The 20,329-nt window shown below is 31.5% G+C and carries 20 protein-coding genes; 3 read left to right on the top strand and 17 right to left on the bottom strand.

Features of this window, described 5'->3' with window-relative positions; translation table 11 throughout:
- Positions 1-30: 30 nt before the first annotated feature.
- From RYK99_RS04500 to budA, 3 genes are all read left to right on the top strand, one after another.
- Positions 31-564: a GNAT family protein gene (locus RYK99_RS04500; protein ID WP_314990520.1), complete on the top strand. Its 534-nt coding sequence runs from the start codon at positions 31-33 to the stop codon at positions 562-564.
- 188 nt (positions 565-752) lie between these two features.
- Positions 753-2,429, top strand: a complete 1,677-nt coding sequence (alsS, locus tag RYK99_RS04495) for an acetolactate synthase AlsS (RefSeq protein ID WP_314990517.1) — start codon at positions 753-755, stop codon at positions 2,427-2,429.
- Positions 2,430-2,511: 82 nt separating this feature from the next.
- The gene (budA, locus tag RYK99_RS04490; protein WP_314990516.1) at positions 2,512-3,207 is read left to right on the top strand and encodes an acetolactate decarboxylase; all 696 of its coding nucleotides are present in this window, start codon (positions 2,512-2,514) and stop codon (positions 3,205-3,207) included.
- Positions 3,208-3,359: 152 nt separating this feature from the next.
- On the opposite strand, the gene lpdA is transcribed toward budA, so the two are convergent.
- From lpdA to RYK99_RS04405, 17 genes are all read right to left on the bottom strand, one after another.
- Complete coding sequence (gene lpdA, locus RYK99_RS04485) at positions 3,360-5,108, bottom strand: dihydrolipoyl dehydrogenase (protein WP_314990515.1); 1,749 nt, start codon at positions 5,106-5,108, stop codon at positions 3,360-3,362.
- Positions 5,109-5,166: 58 nt separating this feature from the next.
- Positions 5,167-6,555, bottom strand: coding sequence for a dihydrolipoamide acetyltransferase (locus RYK99_RS04480; RefSeq protein WP_314990513.1), 1,389 nt, complete (start codon positions 6,553-6,555; stop codon positions 5,167-5,169).
- A 31-nt stretch (positions 6,556-6,586) separates the two neighbouring features.
- Positions 6,587-7,579 (bottom strand): alpha-ketoacid dehydrogenase subunit beta, encoded by a 993-nt coding sequence (locus tag RYK99_RS04475; protein WP_314990511.1) that lies wholly within the window; start codon positions 7,577-7,579, stop codon positions 6,587-6,589.
- A gap of 55 nt (positions 7,580-7,634) precedes the next feature.
- Positions 7,635-8,615, bottom strand: a complete 981-nt coding sequence (locus RYK99_RS04470) for a thiamine pyrophosphate-dependent dehydrogenase E1 component subunit alpha (protein ID WP_314990509.1) — start codon at positions 8,613-8,615, stop codon at positions 7,635-7,637.
- 643 nt (positions 8,616-9,258) lie between these two features.
- Positions 9,259-9,450 carry a hypothetical protein gene (locus RYK99_RS04465; RefSeq protein ID WP_271964816.1) on the bottom strand — a complete coding sequence of 64 codons (192 nt, stop codon included), beginning with the start codon at positions 9,448-9,450 and terminating at the stop codon, positions 9,259-9,261.
- Positions 9,451-9,643: 193 nt separating this feature from the next.
- Positions 9,644-11,029: a hypothetical protein gene (locus RYK99_RS04460; protein ID WP_314990505.1), complete on the bottom strand. Its 1,386-nt coding sequence runs from the start codon at positions 11,027-11,029 to the stop codon at positions 9,644-9,646.
- 402 nt (positions 11,030-11,431) lie between these two features.
- Positions 11,432-11,992, bottom strand: a complete 561-nt coding sequence (locus RYK99_RS04455) for an NlpC/P60 family protein (protein WP_314990503.1) — start codon at positions 11,990-11,992, stop codon at positions 11,432-11,434.
- Positions 11,993-12,851: 859 nt separating this feature from the next.
- Complete coding sequence (locus RYK99_RS04450; protein ID WP_314990501.1) at positions 12,852-13,451, bottom strand: glycerol-3-phosphate acyltransferase; 600 nt, start codon at positions 13,449-13,451, stop codon at positions 12,852-12,854.
- Positions 13,448-14,413: a lysylphosphatidylglycerol synthase domain-containing protein gene (locus RYK99_RS04445; protein WP_003146779.1), complete on the bottom strand. Its 966-nt coding sequence runs from the start codon at positions 14,411-14,413 to the stop codon at positions 13,448-13,450. Before RYK99_RS04445 ends, RYK99_RS04450 begins: the two co-directional genes overlap by 4 nt.
- Positions 14,414-14,512: 99 nt before the next feature.
- Positions 14,513-14,920, bottom strand: coding sequence for a hypothetical protein (locus RYK99_RS04440; RefSeq protein WP_314990498.1), 408 nt, complete (start codon positions 14,918-14,920; stop codon positions 14,513-14,515).
- A 75-nt stretch (positions 14,921-14,995) separates the two neighbouring features.
- On the bottom strand, positions 14,996-15,679 hold the full coding sequence (gene mtnN / locus RYK99_RS04435; RefSeq protein WP_314990495.1) for a 5'-methylthioadenosine/S-adenosylhomocysteine nucleosidase: 684 nt from the start codon (positions 15,677-15,679) through the stop codon (positions 14,996-14,998).
- Between the two features lie 4 nt (positions 15,680-15,683).
- Positions 15,684-16,172 (bottom strand): transcription elongation factor GreA, encoded by a 489-nt coding sequence (greA, locus tag RYK99_RS04430; protein WP_048802056.1) that lies wholly within the window; start codon positions 16,170-16,172, stop codon positions 15,684-15,686.
- Between the two features lie 48 nt (positions 16,173-16,220).
- Entirely contained in the window at positions 16,221-16,847 is a 627-nt protein-coding gene (gene udk / locus RYK99_RS04425) for a uridine kinase (RefSeq protein ID WP_003146783.1), read from the bottom strand.
- Positions 16,847-18,118 carry a U32 family peptidase gene (locus tag RYK99_RS04420; RefSeq protein ID WP_003146785.1) on the bottom strand — a complete coding sequence of 424 codons (1,272 nt, stop codon included), beginning with the start codon at positions 18,116-18,118 and terminating at the stop codon, positions 16,847-16,849. Before RYK99_RS04420 ends, udk begins: the two co-directional genes overlap by 1 nt.
- 97 nt (positions 18,119-18,215) lie before the next feature.
- Positions 18,216-19,142, bottom strand: coding sequence for a peptidase U32 family protein (locus RYK99_RS04415; protein ID WP_314990491.1), 927 nt, complete (start codon positions 19,140-19,142; stop codon positions 18,216-18,218).
- A gap of 18 nt (positions 19,143-19,160) precedes the next feature.
- On the bottom strand, positions 19,161-19,637 hold the full coding sequence (locus tag RYK99_RS04410; RefSeq protein WP_314990488.1) for a hypothetical protein: 477 nt from the start codon (positions 19,635-19,637) through the stop codon (positions 19,161-19,163).
- 14 nt (positions 19,638-19,651) lie between these two features.
- Positions 19,652-20,299 carry an O-methyltransferase gene (locus RYK99_RS04405; protein WP_314990486.1) on the bottom strand — a complete coding sequence of 216 codons (648 nt, stop codon included), beginning with the start codon at positions 20,297-20,299 and terminating at the stop codon, positions 19,652-19,654.
- Between the last annotated feature and the right edge of the window lie 30 nt (positions 20,300-20,329).

Genomic DNA, 20,329 nt, shown 5'->3' with positions numbered 1-20,329 from the left:
TTATGTTATAATATTAAAAAGGAGATTTTTATGATTACACTAAAAAAGATAAAAGAAAAACATTTAAATGACTTATATAACGTCATTTACTCATCAGAAACTCCAGAATGGAGTAAATATAACGCCCCCTACTTTAATGATTTTAAGTTAATTGATTTAGATACCTTCCTACTTAAAAATCATCATGAATATTATTTAAGTGATCGTGTACTAGGAATATTCTTAAATGATAAACCTATTGGAATTGTTACTCACTATTGGGAATGCTTTGCAACTCGTTGGCTAGAGATTGGAATAGTAATATATGATCAGCATACATGGTCAAAAGGAATAGGCTATACAGCATTAAATGAATGGATTAAAATCTGTTTTAATAAATTCCCTGATATTCAACACATTGGACTTACTACATGGAGTGGTAATCTACGAATGATGAGATTATCTGAAAAACTCGGTCTTGTGTGTGAAGCTAGAATTAGAAAGGTTAGATATTATAATGGTGTTTATTATGATTCTGTAAAATATGGAATACTGCGAGAAGAATTCTTTAACAACAATATATAACTAACTCAAAATAAGTAATATACTACATTTTATAAAACCAATACTATTCTTTGCTATATTTACAAGAGGTTCTTATAAAATAAAATTTCAATAGCAAACATATTAGTATTCTATTCTTGAAAAAAATATAATATAGAGTTAGAATATTATTATATATTTTTTAATCTCAGGATTTAGGAGGAATAATAATGAGTGGACATTTAGAACAACAATCTCGTCGAGGTGCGGAATTAGTTGTAGATACTTTAATAAACGAAGGAGTTAAACACGTTTTTGCTATACCTGGTGCAAAGATAGATGCTGTATTCGACGCACTTATCGATCGTGGACCTGAACTTGTAGTCGTACGTCACGAACAAAATGCGGCATTTATGGCTCAAGCTGTTGGACGTCTGACGGGAAAACCTGGTGTCGCTTTAGTTACTTCAGGACCTGGTGTTAGTAACCTTGCTACTGGACTTATTACTGCAAACTCTGAAGGGGACCCTGTTGTCGCAATCGGAGGTCAAGTTAAGCGTTCTGATTTATTAAAACAAACGCACCAAAGTATGGATAATGTTAGCCTGCTTCGTCCAGTAACTAAATCAGCTGTTGAAGTTGGTCATCAAGATAGCATTTCTGAAGCCATTACTAATGCATTTAGAAAAGCTAAAGAGCCTAAAAAAGGAGCTACATTCGTATCACTACCTGCAGACGTTATAAATGAAAAAACTTCTGTGAAAGCTATCAAACGACTTAGAGAACCTATTTTAGGGATAGCAGATCCAAAACATGTTAGTGACTTAGTTGAAAAAATAGAAAATGCTGAACTTCCAGTTCTTTTACTAGGAATGAATGCATCAACTAAAGAAGCAACAGAAGCTATTCGTTTATTAGTCGCTAAAACAGGTATACCTGTTGTCGAAATGTTCCAAGCTGCTGGAGTAATTTCTCGTGGTTTAGTTCAACATTTCTATGGACGTGTTGGATTATTTAGAAATCAACCTGGAGATAGATTATTACATAAAGCAGATTTAATAATCTCAATCGGATATGATCCAATTGAATATGATCCGGTATATTGGAATACAAATAAAAATGCTACTCTAGTTCACATTGATGATACTATTGCTGTTATTGACCGCGATTATCAACCTGATATTGAACTTATCGGTGATATTTCAGAAACATTAAAATGTATTTACAATGGAAATCCTAAAGTAAGAATTTCTGAAGAAAACCTAGCTTACTTAAAAGAACTTCAAGAAGAAATAGTAAAACGTGACGAACCCCCTAAATCAAAAATCGAAGGACGTCTTCACCCATTAGAAATTATTCAACAAACTCAAAATGCAGTATCTGATGATACTATTGTAACTTGTGATATTGGATCCCATGGAATTTGGTTAGCTAGACACTTCCGCTCTTATGAACCTCGTCACCTACTATTCTCTAACGGTATGCAAACTTTAGGAGTAGCTCTTCCATGGGCGATTGCTTCTGGCTTACTTTATCCTAATAAGAAAACTTTATCAATTTCTGGTGATGGAGGCTTCTTATTCTCAGCAATGGAACTTGAAACTGCCGTTAGATTAAAATCACCAATCGTTCATGTAGTATGGAATGATTCGTCTTATAATATGGTTGCCTTCCAACAAGAAATGAAATACGGTCGTGATTCTGCGGTACATCTTGGTCAAGTAGATATTAAAAAACATGCTGAGTCTTATGGAGCTGTAGGAATGCGTGCAACTACAAAAGAAGAATTTGCAAAATGCTTAGAAGAAGCATTCAAAATTGAAGGCCCAGTTGTTATTGATGTTCCTGTTGACTATAGTGATAACATCAAACTTGGTGAAACTCTTCAAGATAGCTACTTAAACTAATTTTAAAGAGCTACTAGTTTCTATTAAACATGATTCAAGTTTCTCTTGTTTCTAAAATATAAGCCATAAAAGGAGATTTATTATGTTATATCAATATAGCACTATGGCTGCACTAATGGGTGGAGCATTTAGTGGAACTACAACTGTAGAAAAATTACTAGAACATGGTGATTTTGGTATTGGTACTTTTGAAGGTGTTGATGGAGAAATGATTATACTAAATGGAGAAGTTTATAAAACTGATAGTAATGGATTCTCTACTTTGCAACCTAAAGAAGCGACTTCACCTTTTTCAAACATTACTAAGTTTTCTACAAACTTTAAAAAAGTAACTACAACAAGTTTTGGAAATTTAAACAATGATATTAGTGAATATTTAAATCCAAATTATTTTTATGCAATTAAAATTACTGGTGTATTTGATAAAATTGATACTCGTTCACCTAAAAAACATGAAAAACCTTATCCTACTCTTCTAGAAATATTAGAAACACAAAGTATATTTAATTACGAAAATAGTAAAGGTACAATAGTTGGTTTCTTTTCTCCTGAATATACTCAAGGAGTCGGTGTAGGAGGATTCCATCTTCATTATATTAGTGATGATCGTACACAAGGTGGACATATATTTAACTTCGATATTAAAGATGCTACAATTGAAGTATCTAAACCATTAAATTTCACACTAGAATTGCCTCAAAGTGAAGAATATAAAGATGTAAATATTAATTTAAAAACATTACATAAAGAAGTTCATGAGGCTGAAAGTTCTCGCTAAAACTTATCCCCAAGCAATTTAATCTTGCTTTGGGGATTTTTGTTTTTTTTTAAAATTTATAGTAAGAACTGAAATTAATTATATAGTACAAATTTAATAAAGAAATCATAAAAAAGCAACTAGTAATCTAGTTGCTTTCTTCATTAATAAAATTATTTTGATTTTTTCTTAGGTGCATGGATACACATATCGATACAGTCAGCCATTGCTTCATATAAAGCTTCTGAGTATGTTGGGTGACCATGGATAATATCCATAACATCATCAATTGTCATTTCTGTTTGGATTAATGTTGAACCTTCATTGATAATTTCAGCTGCAACTGGTCCTACAATGTGGATACCTAAGATTTCTCTGTATTTAGTATCCATAATTACTTTAACGAATCCTTCTCCGTGGTTAGATGCTAATGAACGTCCGTTAGCTCCAAAGTTGAATCTACCAACTTTAACATCATATTTTTCACGAGCTTGGTCTTCAGTTAAACCAACCATTGCGATTTCAGGGTGAGTGTAGATTGCTGCTGGAGTAGCTTTAAGATCAACTTTTTTGTTGTGACCCATTGCATTTTCAGCTGCGATTTCTCCCATTTTGAATGCTGCGTGAGCTAACATTTTAACTCCGTTAATATCTCCAGGAGCGTAAATTCCTTTAATAGAAGTTTCCATGTATTCGTCAACTTTAACACGTCCACGTTCCATTTCGAATTTATCAGCTAATTCTCCAAGACATGTGTTATCTGGAATACGTCCGATAGATAGTAATACTTTATCAACTACGATATCTTCTTTTCCTTCAACTTTAACTACTACTTCGTGACCTTTGTCGACGATTTCTAATAATTTAGTTGATGTAAGAACTTCGATACCTTGTTTTCTGAATTGTTTTTCTAATGCTACAGATGCATCTTTATCCATGTTAGCAATTAGACGATCAGCCATCTCAACGATAGTTACTTTAGAACCGAATGTAGAGAATGCTTGTCCTAATTCAGAACCGATTACTCCTCCTCCGATTACTGCTAAACGAGATGGTACTTCAGTAATATCTAAGAACTCATCACTTGTAAGTACTTTATCGCTATCCATTCCTGGAATGTTAATTCTACTTACTTTAGAACCACCAGCTAAAATTACGTTATCAGCATCGATAGTTTCTTTTTCGTCAACAACGATTTTCTTATCAGCTGTTAGACTTCCTACACCGTTAAATACTTTAACACCGTAAGATTTAAGTAATCCAGCTACTCCACCAGATAGAGTTTTAGATACTTTGTTTTTAACTGCTACAGTTTGTTCCATATCAACTGTAAATGCATCATTTACAAGTTTGATACCACGATCTTTTGCAGAACGGATGTAGTTAATGATTTCAGCATTGTGTAAGAATGTTTTTGTTGGAATACATCCACGGTTTAGACATGTTCCACCAAGTTCACGGTTTTCTACTAATGCTACTTTTCCTCCTAATTGAGCTGCTTTAATAGCTGCTACATATCCAGCAGGACCACCACCGATAACTGCTACGTCATATTCTCCACGACGTTCACGTTTTGGTAATACTTCTTCTGCTTTAGTTTCAGGTACTTTAACATCAGCAGCTACTTCTTTAACAACTTCTTGAGCTGCTACAGTTGCTCCATCAGCTCCTGGTACTGCTTCACCAGGTTGTCCAATCCAAGCGATTGTTTGAACTACTGGTACAGTTGATCCAGCTGGGTGAAGAATTTTTAATAATGTTCCACTTGCTTCAGCTTCAACTTCCATATTAACTTTGTCAGTTACGATTTCAAGTAGGACTTCACCTTCTTTTACTTCGTCACCTTCTTGCTTAAACCATTGTACGATTTCGCCTTCTTCCATTTCACTTCCGGCTTTTGGCATAATAACTTCTACTGCCATGTTATAATCACTCCTTAATACACTTTTCTCTTATTTTCTTCTATATATTATATCATTATTAAATTAGTAATGATAGTGGATTTTCGATAGCTTCTTTCAGAGTCTTCATGAATTTAGCTCCTTCTAATCCGTCAACAACACGGTGGTCCGCTGTTAATGTTAATGTCATAATTGGTCTTACAGTAACTTCACCGTTTAATACTACAGGTTTTTGAACTGTAGCACTTACACCTAAAATAGCTGTATTTGGTTGGTTAATGATTGGCACGAAGCTTTTAACTCCATACATACCTAAGTTACTGATTGTAAATGTTGAGTCTGCCATTTCATCTGGTTTTAGTTTACCAGCAAGAGCTTTAGTTGTAATTTCTTTAGAAGCTACTACAAGCTCTTTAAGACTCATCTTATCTGCACCTTTAATTACTGGTACTACTAATCCGCTATCCATACCAACAGCGATTGATAAGTTTACATAGTGGTGTAAATACATTTCTTTTTCATCACTTGATAATGAAGCATTTACATATGGGTGTTTCATTAATGATTTAATTACCGCTAATGAAATAAAGTCTGTAACTGTTGCTTTTTTACCAGTTTCTTCGATGATTGCATCAACAACTTTTTTACGTAAAGCTAATAATTCAGTCATATCAACTTCAACATTAACTACAAATGTTGGGGCGCTGAAGTAAGATTCACTCATACGTTTAGAAATAACTTTACGCATTGGTGACATTGGTACAGTTTCAACGATTCCCCATTGATTTTCATTTGGTGCTTTAACAGATTTTTTACCTGGTTGAGCAATTTCTTCTTTTTTAGCTGGTTCTGCTTTAGGTGTACCATTAAGTACTGCAAGAACGTCAGCTTTCATGATTTTATCATTTGGTCCTGTTCCAGCGATACTTTCTGTATTGATTCCTTCAACTTGAGCAATACGTGCTGCAAGTGGAGAAATTTTAACTTTAGAGTTTAGTTTGTATTCTAAAACATCATCCTTGTGGATACGACCTTTTGCACCTGTACCTTTAACTTTAGATAAGTCAATTCTTTTTTCACGAGCATATGCTCTAGCTGCTGGTGTAGCACGAAGGCCTGAATAATCAATTACTTCTACTTCTTTAACTGGTGTATGATCAACTTTTTTCTCAACAACAGTTTCTGCTGGAGCTACTTCTCCTGTTGAAGTTGCCCCAGGAATTGCTTCACCTGGTTCACCAATCCATGCGATTGTTTGAACTACTGGTACAACATCTCCTGCTTGTGCTAATATTTTTAATAATGTTCCGCTGGCATCAGCTTCAACTTCCATATTTACTTTATCTGTTACGATTTCTAATAGGACTTCACCTGCTTCGACATGGTCACCTTCATTTTTGAACCATTGTACGATTTCGCCCTCTTCCATTTCACTACCGGCTTTTGGCATAATAACCTCTACTGCCATGTTTTATTCACATCCTTCGCTAACTAAATTTTTATTTTTTATTTACAGCTTTTTTAATTGTTTCTTTGATGTCTTCTACATCAGGCACAACTAATTTTTCTAAGTTTTTAGCTGATGGAATGTTAGTGTCAGCTCCTGCAACACGGTAAATTGGGCTGTCTAAGAAATCAAATGCATCACTTTCTGCGATACGAGCAACGATTTCTCCACCAAATCCACCAGTTTTGAATGAGTCGTGACAAACTACTAATTTTCCTGTTTTTTGTACAGATTTAATGATTAAGTCTGTATCTAATGGTACTAATGTAATTGGGTCAACTACTTCTACTGAAATTCCTTCTTCTTTAAGTTCTTCAGCAGCTTTTAAGCTACGTTCTAACATTCTTCCCCAAGATACTAATGTTACATCAGTTCCTTCTGCTTTGATGTCACCTTTTCCGATTACACCAACTTTACCTACTTCAACTTCACCTTTGCGTCCAAATAATGCTTTTGGCTCAATGTAGATAACTGGGTTGTTATCTCTGATTGCTGCTCTTAAAATTGAGTAAACATCACCTGGAGTTCCTGGTGCTACTACTTTAAGTCCAGGAATGTGACAGAACCATGCTTCTAGAGCTTTAGTGTGTTGAGCTGCAGCCCCTGTACCTGCACCAGATGCACAACGATAAGTAACTGGTACTTGTACTTCTCCACCTAACATATAACGCATTGGGGCTGCTTGGTTAACAATAGCATCCATACCAATTGTTACGAAGTCCATGAATGTTACGTCGATAATTGGACGCATACCTACTGAAGCAGCACCTGCAGCAGCACCACAAATAGCAGCTTCACTAATTGGTGTATCGATAACACGTTCAGAACCGAACTCTTCTAACATTCCTACTGTAGTACCGAAGTCACCCCCGAAGATACCAACATCTTCACCCATTAAAAATACATTTTCATCTTCACGCATTTCGTGAGTCATAGCTTCTTTTATGGCTTCACGAACTGTCATAATTTTTGTTTCTTTAGTCATAACTATTAATCTCCTATTATATAAAATATTATTTAAATTATTTTAACCTAAAATATTAGTCAGCGTAGTTATCTTGGAATGCAATTGAACCATCAGCAAATGGTGATTCTTTAGCAAATTCTACAGCATCATCGATAGTTGCTTTTGATCTATCTTCGATTTCTTTTAATTCTTCTTCTGTAGCAATTCCATTTTCTAATAAGTAGTTTTTATATTTTACGTTAGGATCTTTAAGTTTCCATTCTGCTACTTCTTCACGACTACGGTATTTACCAGCATCTGAAGCTGAGTGTCCAAACCATCTGTAAGATACTGCTTCTACTAAAACAGGACCTTTTCCACTTCTTGCATGTTCGATAGCTTCTTGCATTGCATCGTAAACAGCTAATACATCGTTACCGTCTTCAACGTGAATTCCTTTAATTCTGTATGAAGCAGCACGTTCAGTAATTTTTTCAACACGCATACATCTTTCTTGAGCCATTGAAATACCATATTTATTGTTAATTACGTAGAAAATAAGTGGTAAATCCCAGTTAGACGCCATGTTTAAACATTCATGGAAACTTCCTTCGTTAGTAGCTCCATCACCCATACAACAAATTACAACATTACCTGTTTTTTTCATTTTTTGAGCTAGAGCAGCACCAGTACTTAAACCATGTCCTCCACCAACGATACCGTTACATCCCATGTTTCCTTGTTCAAGGTCATAAACGTGCATACTTCCTCCACGTCCTTTACATTGACCAGTTTCTTTACCAAGGATTTCAGCCATCATACGGTCAATTTCAATACCTTTAGCAATTGTTTGCCCGTGACCACGGTGGTTAGAGTACATTAAGTCTTCTTTTCTTAATGGATAAATAGCTCCAACGTTAGCTGCTTCTTCTCCTACTGAATAGTGAGTCATACCGTGAACTAAACCACGAGAGTATAGTTTACTTAACTCCATATCAAAATCTCTAATAAGGTGCATTAGTTCATACATTTCTAAATGCTCTTGTTTAGTTAAATCTTTTGATGTTTTTACCATAATAACCTCCAAAGTTTGTATATATATTTATTAAATGTGTATAAATTATGTTTTAATCATATATTACTTTAATAATATACAACGTTTTCGAAAAAAAGTCAAATCAATGAGCTCAATAAAATAACAATATTTATCTCAGTAATATTTCTTTATTCTGTACTATTACAATCTATTTTATTTAGAAAACAGAATAAAACAGATTTCTTCCATTTGCATATACTATCATTTTTCTTATTCTACGCTTTATATAAACTCTCTCTAAATTTTTATAGATACAGAATTAAAATAAACTAATTAAAGATAATAGGAATAGTTTTTTTAAAAAATTATGTTGTTTATTAAGAAATAAATCAAGAATAACAAGTCTGATGTAAAGCGTTTTCTTTTAGATTTATATACTTTTTAACACTTGAAAATTGAAGTTAATTAATTATTCTTCAGCAATTATGTAAACTTTAAATTTTTATGAAGTAACCTATTAAATGTACTAATGTGTATTAATTATTAAGATTTTTTGATTGTGATTAAGCTACTCATCATATAAAATATCATTTATTATAATTATTCCCACTTCATAATAGTATATATTTATACCACCCTGAAAAAAAGAGAGATCTGACACTTTCTCAGATCTCATCTTTAACTATGCAGCGTGTTTATCACAGTGACAATCTCCAGTTTTGCAATTTCCACATTCACAATCTTCTTTTGCATTGTGGCATCCGCATGCACAACCTTCTTTACAGTCACAAGTTCCTTCAACACAATTCCCACATTTGCAGTCTTCTACTGCATCATGACAGTGACAGTGGTGTTCGCATTCACATTTAGTCATCTTTACCGCCTCCGTATTTTTATTCTATACCTAAATTTTATATTGTTTTATATAACAAGTCAATAGATTCTCGTCTTAAGTAACTATTACGATTTACAATCTTTTAAATCGTAATAAATGCGTTTTTTTACCATTAAAATAATAGGTAAAATAACACTATAATATGCTATCATACCTATTATTTAACTATATTTTACTCACTTACAACCGTTCCATCATCCAATGTAATTTTATAACCATTGAAATTTATTTTCCCTTTGTTATATAATTTTGTAATTCTCACATCTCCTGTTAAATTCCATACAGCGTCTTCTTCAACGGTAACTTCTGCATTATTTTCTACTGTTTTCCCTTTTTCAGCATTCTCTACTATATTAACAGTTCCAGTAAATACAGTTGATCCTGATAGCGTTAAGTTCAATTTAGATATACTATCTACTTCGATTTTTCCGTCTAATTTTTGGTCTATTGTTTTAAACGTTACATTACCTCCGTTAGAACCAGCAGTGCCCCAGCCATGAGAAGCATCATTTCCTAATACTGCCAACAATCTACTCTCTTGATCATTATTTTTTATATTAACATTTTCTAATGTTATTTCACTCGTTGTATTTGTTACATATATTAAATCACCACTATTATTAGTTAGTGTTCCTTCTTTCATATTAAACACCGATTTACCTACTTCAGCATCCCCCGACATAGATCGATATATCATCACATTATGTACATTCGTGTCTGAGCTACTACCTTTATCATCACTCATATTACCTTCCACATTCGTATTTTCTAGTGTAATAGAGTTTTGACCTTCAATTACTAATGCTTCCGAATTCTCTGCTTTAAGATTTGCATTTTTAACAGTTATGTCTGCAGTCGAATACACTGCTGGAGAATTATAACCTTTTGAAACATATTCCCCTCCATTAACATTTACTTTACCTCCACCTCTATCTGAACGTATAGCAGCTGATGAGTTTCCTTCAGTTTTTACACTTATATTATTAGCATTCATTACTGCTCCACCAGTAGTTTGAATCCCCCCTGAGTTATCATTAGTTGTATAAATTTCAGAGTCACTAATATTTACAGTTGTTCCTTCTCCATAACTGAATACCCCATTACCATTTTGTGCAGTTGTCTTAACCTTCGCATTTTTTATATTAACAGTCGCTTTATCTGTAGCCAATAATCCTACATTCATTCCATAAAAATCACCATCTTCTGTGTTTGATGTAGAACCACCTATCTTGTTAACTTCAATATTTTCTAGGTTTACTTTTGCACCTTTGACACGTAATGCATTCTCATCATTACCTGTTGATGTATAAGTTTCATTATTTTTGTTTTCATCCACATCCATTGTATTCGCTGAAGTTCCTTGATTAATTTTACCACTTCCTCCAAAATTTCCTGAACCAGGTTTTGCTGGTGGTTGCTGATTTTCTTTAAGTATCTGTGTTATTTTACTTCCTTGAGTATCATTAGCAAAGGTATCATTCGATGATAATGTACCAAAAGTCCCAGTTGTTAATAATGTTATTAATGCTGTCGATATAAGTAGTTTTTTATTCTTCATTTGCACTACCTCCACTTTAGTCTACTAATTCTAATCTTTTTTATTATCTACTTTTCAATATTTTCTTAAACTTTGGATGACTTATTATCACCCGTGCTATTTTTCTAACTTTCTTATCAGCTAGTAATTTTGCTATTTTCTTTATTGACATATAAATCATCTCCTACTTTTTATTTCAAATTATTTATTTGATAAATATATTATAAACGATTAACTTTAAAACCACTTAAATCAACTTTAAACTATAATTAAAACTCAAATTTAATTATAGTTAAGTTAATAAAAAAGTTCATGTAGGATTCAATATGTAAATTTTATTTCGATTTATACTTTTTAAGACTTAGAGTTGATACAGAAAAATACGCCTTGAATCACTTCAAGACGTATGACTAAATTAAATGATTAACTAACTCGTATATATACAGTCCCACTTCCTACATTAGCTGAATTTACTACTGTTTGGTTACCTAACCAACCTCCATGAACAGCTTTTCCATTACCAGCATAAACTGCAATATGTGCATATCCAGTACCACCATTAGCATAATATATTAGATCTCCTGGTTGTGCTTCAGAAGCTGATACAACCGTTCCTAAACTCATATAACCTACTGGCCAATCATGATAGCTAATTCCTACAGCTTTAAGTGCATTTGTGACAAGCATCGTACAATCTTGCGTTGTACCAACTTGACTTAATACCGCCTGATAAATTGCTGCTCTTTTACTAGAAGAAATTGCCTGACTATTTTTTACTTCCTGTGTATTCGTTTGAGTTACTGTATTAGCTGTTTCTCCTACCTTATTTGTTTGAATTATAGTAGTCTGTGTGTCTGTCGTTGAAACTTGATTAGTTGTTATATCATGAGCTGAAGCATTTTGTGATGGTATTACTGCTCCAACTGTTCCTGTCGTTAACATTGTTATTAAACTTACTCCAATAAGTAATTTTTTATTCTTCATTTAAATTACCTCCAAATTTATTTTATCTACTTGTTTATATATTTATAATTATCTATTTCCAAGTATTTTGGTTTTCTATAGCTTTAAAACGATATTAGTATCTAATTTTGAAGCTTTCATCAAATATCAATTTTATATTTGATAAATAATATTATATAGTTTAAAACTAAAACTCACTTAAATCAACTTTAAATTATAATTAAAACTCAAATTTAATTATAGTTAAGGTAACACTTAAGTTTCGCAATAAATTTTACGACATCGTATAGAAGGAATTTTTTCTTAGAATATAATTACATTATAATACTAGATATAATATTCTTTTTTTATTTCTATTATGCTATAATGAAATTGAAATAATAGTATTCTAGCATAAGCATCTGATTCATTTTATTAACATTAATCTTAATAAGTTGTTTCTTATTTCAAAGGAGGAAAAATATATGAAAAATAGAAAATATCTAATTGCTATCGTTATAAGCGTTATAATATTTATTATGCTGTCAATAACGTTTTTTGTTACGAAAAACAATATTTATTATTATTTAACTATACCTATACTTATATATGCTAGTTTTATGAGATATAATAGAGAAAAAGAAAAATTAGCAATAAAGACTACTAAGATTTTGTATCTTTTAAAGTATGAGATTATCGCATTCACCATAGCTTTTCTAGCGATGTATTTAAATACAATTTTTGCTAATACTAGGATATTTTCAACAGAATTATATCTTTATATCCCAACAATAACCTCTGTTACTTTTCTCCTAATCTATCTTATAATTCTATTCAAGCGCACTCTCTTAATTAAAAAAACACTAAGAAACGATAAGTAACATAAAAAGAAATCAGCTCGCTATCGAACTGATTTCTTAATTTTTCTTACACTAAAATATTTATCAAATGAATTTTCTATATCTTCAACCGCTACTACACCTAGCAACACAACAGTCAAAATAAATATTCCTAAAATTAGAAATGATGGATTTTCAACATAATTAATATACGTTACGAATGGAAGACTTGAATAAAATCCAATCGTTAAACTTTTTACGATAATTGCAATAACTAATGTACAAAGTATCATAATTAAGAATAAATTAATTGATAAAGCTGCTAGACAGCCAAAAAATGTAGCAACACCTTTCCCACCTTTAAACTTAAAGACAATAGGTTTTATATGCCCTAGCAATACTAAAACTATGCATATATATATTATTTTAGAATCAACAGCTAAAATCTTTAAAAGTATAACTACGAAAAATCCTTTGAAGAAATCTACAGCTAATACAAATAAAAACGATCTAGGACCTAAAATTCGTCCTGCATTTCTTGCACCAACATTACCTGATCCTTTATTAGTAAATTCTTCTTTATATATTTTTTCTAATAATTTTCCACCCATTATATTCCCAATAAGGTAGGCTAAAATCGCGTAAATTACTATTGAAATCATAACTTTTCTCCTCTCGTAAATTTATTTTTTATAATTCTTATTCCTTCACTTAAAAACATTAGACATCCTATAGAAAATGGAACAACATAATATGATAATCTGTATATTACAATAGTTGCTCCTATTATTTCTGGATTAATTCCTAAGTTTTTAAGACCAATTAAGACTAATGTATCAAAAGTACCTAATCCTCCAGGAATCATAGTTAATAAGCCCACTATTGAAGCTACTATTATAACTCCCATTATTTGCAATTCCTTATCAGCAACTAAATCACCTGTATAAAAATATAAAATCATTAGTATGATAAGAGCCGCAAAAACCCATTCTAAAAAAGAAATCACTGTTAATTTAACGCTAAGGTATCTATCCGTTCTAATTCTTGGTTTTCTTAAATTAAAGAATAGATACAAAGGTAAAAATAATGACATTAGAATTAAAGAATAATAAAAAATTTTATTATCAGCATATAACGCCTGACCTGGAAATACATTAAGAACCACAAAAATTGATAACAAACTAATACCTGAAAGCATAGAAATTAAAATCATTCCTATTGCAGTAACTAATGTTTTTCCGTTTTTTGTATAAGGTTTATACATATAATATCTAAGTCCAGCACCAATAAAGCCACCAAAACCTAGAACCATATTCAGTGTGTTAGTCATAAAGCTGATTTTAAAAATACGGAATGAAGACATATTTTTCGTTAAATTAATGGCTTTAAGGACAAAATAATCATAAAGACACAAAATACTTATACCGAATAAACCGAATAATAAAACTACTAAAAATTTCACCTCTCCTATAGTTAAGGTAAGATGATGTATTTTTTTAAAATCTAAACTAACTATCTCTTTTTTAAAATAGGAAAAAATTAAATAAAATATCAATAATCCTAAGCTTATCTGAACTAAATTCTTCAAATAATTAAAGGATCTTCTCTCTGTAATATTTTTCATTTTTCTTTTCCTTAAATAATATTTATCTACTCTATATTAACATTTTATAACTTTTTTTTCAATACAATTAATTACATAAATTTATGACTATAATATTTTTTAATCTACATATTCATACAACTTATCTTCATATTCATTATATAATTCTGGATAACCTTTTTTCACAGCTTTTAAAAATGTTTTTCGAATTTTATTGACTTTTTGTACATAAATCAAAATAAACATCAATGTAAATATTACAATATACAAAATTAACATCTCAATTAAAAACGCTCTATAGGCTCCTTGATAGAATCCAAGACATAATATGAGTGAAACAATAAAAAATACCATTACTACTGAAGCTTTAAAACCTTTTTTATATCTTGTATAATCATCTTTCACAATTTTACAGATTATATCTAGTTCTTCTTTTGTATAGCCACCACTTTTTATTGATTTCAAAGTATATCGCGGAAGTTTTTCAGATGTGAGTGCTAAAAATAATTTCGATAATATAGTTATCATACTTTCTCTCCTACTTCACATAAATATTACAGCAAAGAAAAGCTTTTGCTCTCCTTTGCTGATTTATAATTAATTTTAAAGTTTTTTAATTAGTTCTGTAGTTAATATAGATGAGTTTACTGCAGCTATTTGTAAGAATTCATCAAAAGTAACTCTTGTTCCTTCTTCTGCTTTATCACTTACACTACGGCAAACTATAAATTTTGTTCCAAATTGGTAACAAGTTTGAGCAATCGCTGCTGCTTCCATCTCAACTACTTGCATATTAGGAAAATTTTTCAATATTCCTTTTTTCAACTCTTTATTAGAAATAAAAGAATCGGATGTCCCCACTAACCCAAAGTGGATTTTATGATCTGGTAAGCTTATCTCTGAAGCTAATTTCTGTAATTCTTCATCACTCTTATATGCCGCTGGCATTTGTGGTACTTGACCAATTTCATAGCCAAATTCTGTTGCATCAACATCAAAATGTCTTACTTCTGTAGCAACAATCATATCACCAATTTCCATATCACCTTGCAGTGCACCACATGTACCTATATTAATCACATACTCTGGTTTATAGTGATCTAATAATAGAGTTGTAGCAATAGCAGCATTCACCTTTCCTGGTAAACTTAACATAAGAACAATATCTCGTCCTTCATATTTACCTTCATAAAATGTTACATGTGCTATTTTTTTCTCTTGTAAATTTTCTATTTTTTCTTTTATTATAGCCACTTCTTCTGGCATTGCACCGATTAATGCTATCATAATACTATTCTACCGCTAGAATTTTGATATCCATTGAATCTTCAGGTCCAGTTGGTAATGATACTTTCGCAACATCTCCTACTTCTTTTCCTAATAAAGCTTGTGCTACTGGAGATTCATTTGAAATTTTGTATTCAAATGGGTTAGCTTCCGCACTACCTACGATTTTATAAGTTTCAGTTAAACCATCAGGTAATTCTTGATAAGTTACTGTGTTACCAAGACGAATTGCACTTGATTTTTCATCTAATTCGATAATAACAGCATAACGAATCATTTGTTCCATTTCTAGAATTCTTTGTTCGATAAATCCTTGTTCATCTTTTGCTGCATCGTACTCAGAGTTCTCAGATAAGTCCCCGAAACTACGTGCAATTTTAATTTTTTCAATTACTTCTGGACGTTTTACTTTTTTATAATGTTCTAATTCTTCAACAAGTTTGTCATAACCTTCTTGGGTCATTTGATATTCTAATTTTTCTTCTAAAGCCATAGTGGTACTCCTTTTTTTAGTCTACTCTATATTATATCTTTTTTTTAATTATTTTGCTAGTAGCGATTTAATTTTTGTTATTAAAATGTCGATAGCTATATCGTTATATCCACCATCTGGAACAATAATATCTGCATATTGTTTAGTTGGTTTAATATATTTTTCATGCATCGGTCTTACAGACACTAAATATTGATTAATTACTGATTCTACAGTTCTTCCGCGTTCATTAATATCACGTAATAATCGTCTTAGAATACGAAGATCACTTGGCGTGTCAACGAAAATTTTAATATCCATTAACTCACGTAGTTTTTCTGAATATAGACCAAACATCCCTTCGATGATAATTACATCTTTAGGTTCTTGGTGTTTTTGTTCTTTACTACGAGTATGATTTACATAATCATAAACCGGAAGCTCGACAGCTTTTCCTTCGATTAATTCTAATAAATGATTATAAAGTAATTCATTGTCAAATGCACTCGGATGATCATAATTTGTTTTAACTCTTTCATCCATAGTCATATGACTTTGGTCTTTATAATAATAATCTTGCTCAATTAAAGCAACTTTATCTTGAGTAAGCTCGTCTATAATTCTTTTAGTAACGGTTGTTTTACCACTACCGCTTCCCCCAACAATACCGATAATTTTTGGTCGTTTTGTAGTCATTATCGTCCCATTTCCTTTCGCATCATATTGCTTTTAAATACTCTAGAGTCTAATTTTGTTCTAATAATTTGAAGTGGATGTCTTGCTGCATCTAACAATTCACCATCTTCATCATAAATTTCCCCGATAACTTGTCTAAAAGTATCAATCTCAGGTCCAAAGAACTCGACTTCTTGGCCTGTTTTAAAGAAGTTGCGTTGTTGAATTGTTGCGATTTGAGTTTCTTCATCATAGTGAAGAACTTGTCCAACGAAATCATAATTTGTTTTCTTACCACCCTCATTTCCAAACATTTGTTCAGAATACTTAGGTATTTCATAGAAGAATGACATCGCTGTATCACGGTTAGCACATTTATATAATTCTAATTTATATTCTGGCGTCATCTCAAAGTTATCTGGATCTGCACAATAATCGTCAATTAGTTTTCTATACACACTTGCAACTGTCGCAACATAGTGAATAGATTTCATTCGCCCTTCAACTTTTAATGAATCTATACCTAACTCAATAATTTCTGGTACTGCTTCAATTAAAGTTAAATCCTTAGGACTCATCGCATATGGATTTGCACCTTCATCGAATAACTTAGTATCTTCATCAGTTCCTTCTTCATAAAGGTCATAGTTCCAACGACATGATTGACAACAACCTCCACGGTTACTATCACGAGCTGTCATGTAGTTACTTAAAGTACAACGTCCTGAATATGCTATACACATTGCTCCGTGTACAAACATTTCAATCTCAACATCTGTTTTTTCACGAATTTCTTTTATTTCTTCATATCCTGTTTCACGTGCTAATACAACACGGTGTACTCCTTCACTTTCCCAATATCTAACTTCTTTATAGTTTGAGATAGATTGTTGTGTACTGATATGTACCTCTACTTTCGGAGCAACTGCTTTACATCTTTCGATGATATATGGATCTGCAACGATTATTCCTCTAACACCTGCATCTTGAAGTGCCATTAAAAATTCATCTAATCCTTCAAAATTTTCATCGTGTGCAATAATATTCGCTGTTACATAAATATCAGCTCCATATTTTGCAGCAAACTCACAACCTTCTTTTATTTCTTCAATCGTAAAGTTATCTGCGTTACTACGAAGTCCAAACTCTTGTCCACCTAAGAACACAGCGTCTGCTCCGTAGTGAATAGCTATTTTTAATTTTTCTAAGTTTCCTGCTGGAAGCAGTAGTTCTGGTTTTTTTGTTATTACTCTCTTGCCGTCTCTAATTTCTGAAATATTTGGTATTGCCATAAGTTTAGGTCACATTCAAGTATGACCCATCCTCCTTGTCTTTTTTATTAGGTTTTAGATAGGAAACCTTATCCCTTTTCAAAATCCAAAAATATAATTAGTACATAGTTTTCTTGTAGAAGAATCCTAAGTCAACTTCTCTATATTTCGGTTTAATTCTTTCTATGTCATTATAGAAATCTTGCTTTTCATCTTCATATGCTTCTTTATCTTCGTAATAAAGATCAATAGCATCACGATAAATCGTTACTACTTCTGTAATGTAGTCTTCATCTTTTAGAACACCCTCAATTTTGAATGCTGATACTCCTGCTTCAATTAGACGATCTAATTCTTCAATAGCACAAATATCGTTTGCACTCATAATATGTGTTCCGTTAGAATCCTCAAAAATTGGGTAACGTTCATTTCTATCTTGGCTATATAAGAATAATTTTTTCGAATTGCTATATTCCTCGATATATTTTTCTTTACCACTGTACATGAAGTAATTATCAACTAATTTTCTTACTGATTGGAACATACAAAGCATTCCTTGTACCTGAACTTCAATCTCATACTCACTTTTCCCAGTAATTTCAAGAATTTCATCGATTGTTAATTCTTTTGAAAGGCATGTTCTATACGCTCCACGTTTTCCCCAATAATTACACGAGAAAGAGTTTGTAGCCAATGTATGTGGATCCCATTGAAGTTTGAAATCTAAATTCTCTTCTCTTAAGATTGTAATTATTGTTGGTTCTCCATATATTAAGGCATCTACATTTAATGTTGATAGATAATGTAAATAATCAACTAAATCATCAATATGTTCATTGTGAAAAATTGCATTAACACTAACATATGCTTTTTTCCCTGCTTGGTGAATAATCTCGATAGCTTTCTTTAATTCTTCTCTTTTAAATTCACCAGCAAGACGTAATCCATATTTTTCTTCACCAATAACGAAACTATCAGCTCCTACATTTATCAGTTCATAAATATGATCAATACTTTTCGGTGTTACTACTAACTCTACAGTCATTTTAAATCCTCTCGTTAATTAAATTTTATGAGAATAACTCTCTTTTTTCTTCATTAAAAATAAATTATGTCTTTCATGATAATAATTTATTGTTGCTGCAAAAGCGCCTCTTTCTATTACTATATACTCAGTCTTATTTAACTTATTAGGTGAAGCATATGCTAGCAAGTTTAAATCCTCATATTTTTTAGATGAAGCATAACCTCCGAAAAATAAAACAAATACAAAAATCCAAAGAGTAGCAAATAAACCTATACCTATAATAATAAATTTACCAAATAATGAAGCTAAAGAATTACTACCAAAAGTGTTCATTCTCCTAATGAGCATTTCCCAGCCTTTTATAATAATTAATAATACGGCTATATAGTCTAAGTATGGATAATATACAATTATTAAAGCATAATCCGTACTAGCTTCTAATATAGCATTTATAATAAATAATAAAAATAAGAAGATAAAGTATCCAATTATAAAAATATTAAATTTTTTCATTAACATATACTCCTTTATTTTCTAGTTGTTATTGCTATTCCATCTCCAAATGGTAAAATTACACTCTCATAGTTTTCATGTTTTAGTAACCATTCGTTGTAATTATTAATTTTTCTAGAAAGTTGTTTTAAGTCTCTACTATGTTTAATAATACTTGGATCTGCAACCATTCCCTTGAATAGCACATTATCCGTAATAACTACAACATCTTCAGCAAAATATGGTTCATATAATTCAAAAAACTTTCTACTTTGACTCTTAGCACCGTCGATGAACACTACATCATAAGGTGCATTTGCTACAACTTCATTTTGAAGTTCTAATGCATCAGCATGAAGTAATGTTATTTTATCTGTAAGATTTCGTTTTTCAATATTGTTTTTTGCTTCGTTATACATCTTATCATCTCGCTCAATAGTAGTAACATTACAGCCTATTCTCTCAGCTAATTTAATTGACGTATAACCAATTGCAGTTCCTATTTCCAATAAATTCTTAGCTTTCTTAACTTTCAGCATTTGAATTAAAAATCTTATCCCGATTTTATCAATTATTGGAACTCTATTTTCTTCAGCAAATTTTTCTAATTCTAAGTAAAATCCATCAAAGTCTTCTAACAAATCTATAACATATAAGTCATCTTTTGATTCTATCGCAACCATGTTTACCTCCATATTTATACATCATTATAT

Origin of the sequence: uncultured Gemella sp. (assembly GCF_963537375.1) — a bacterium.
Classification (GTDB): domain Bacteria; phylum Bacillota; class Bacilli; order Staphylococcales; family Gemellaceae; genus Gemella.
Note: the sequence above shows the minus strand (reverse complement) of the source record. Positions and strands in the feature narration are given on the sequence as shown.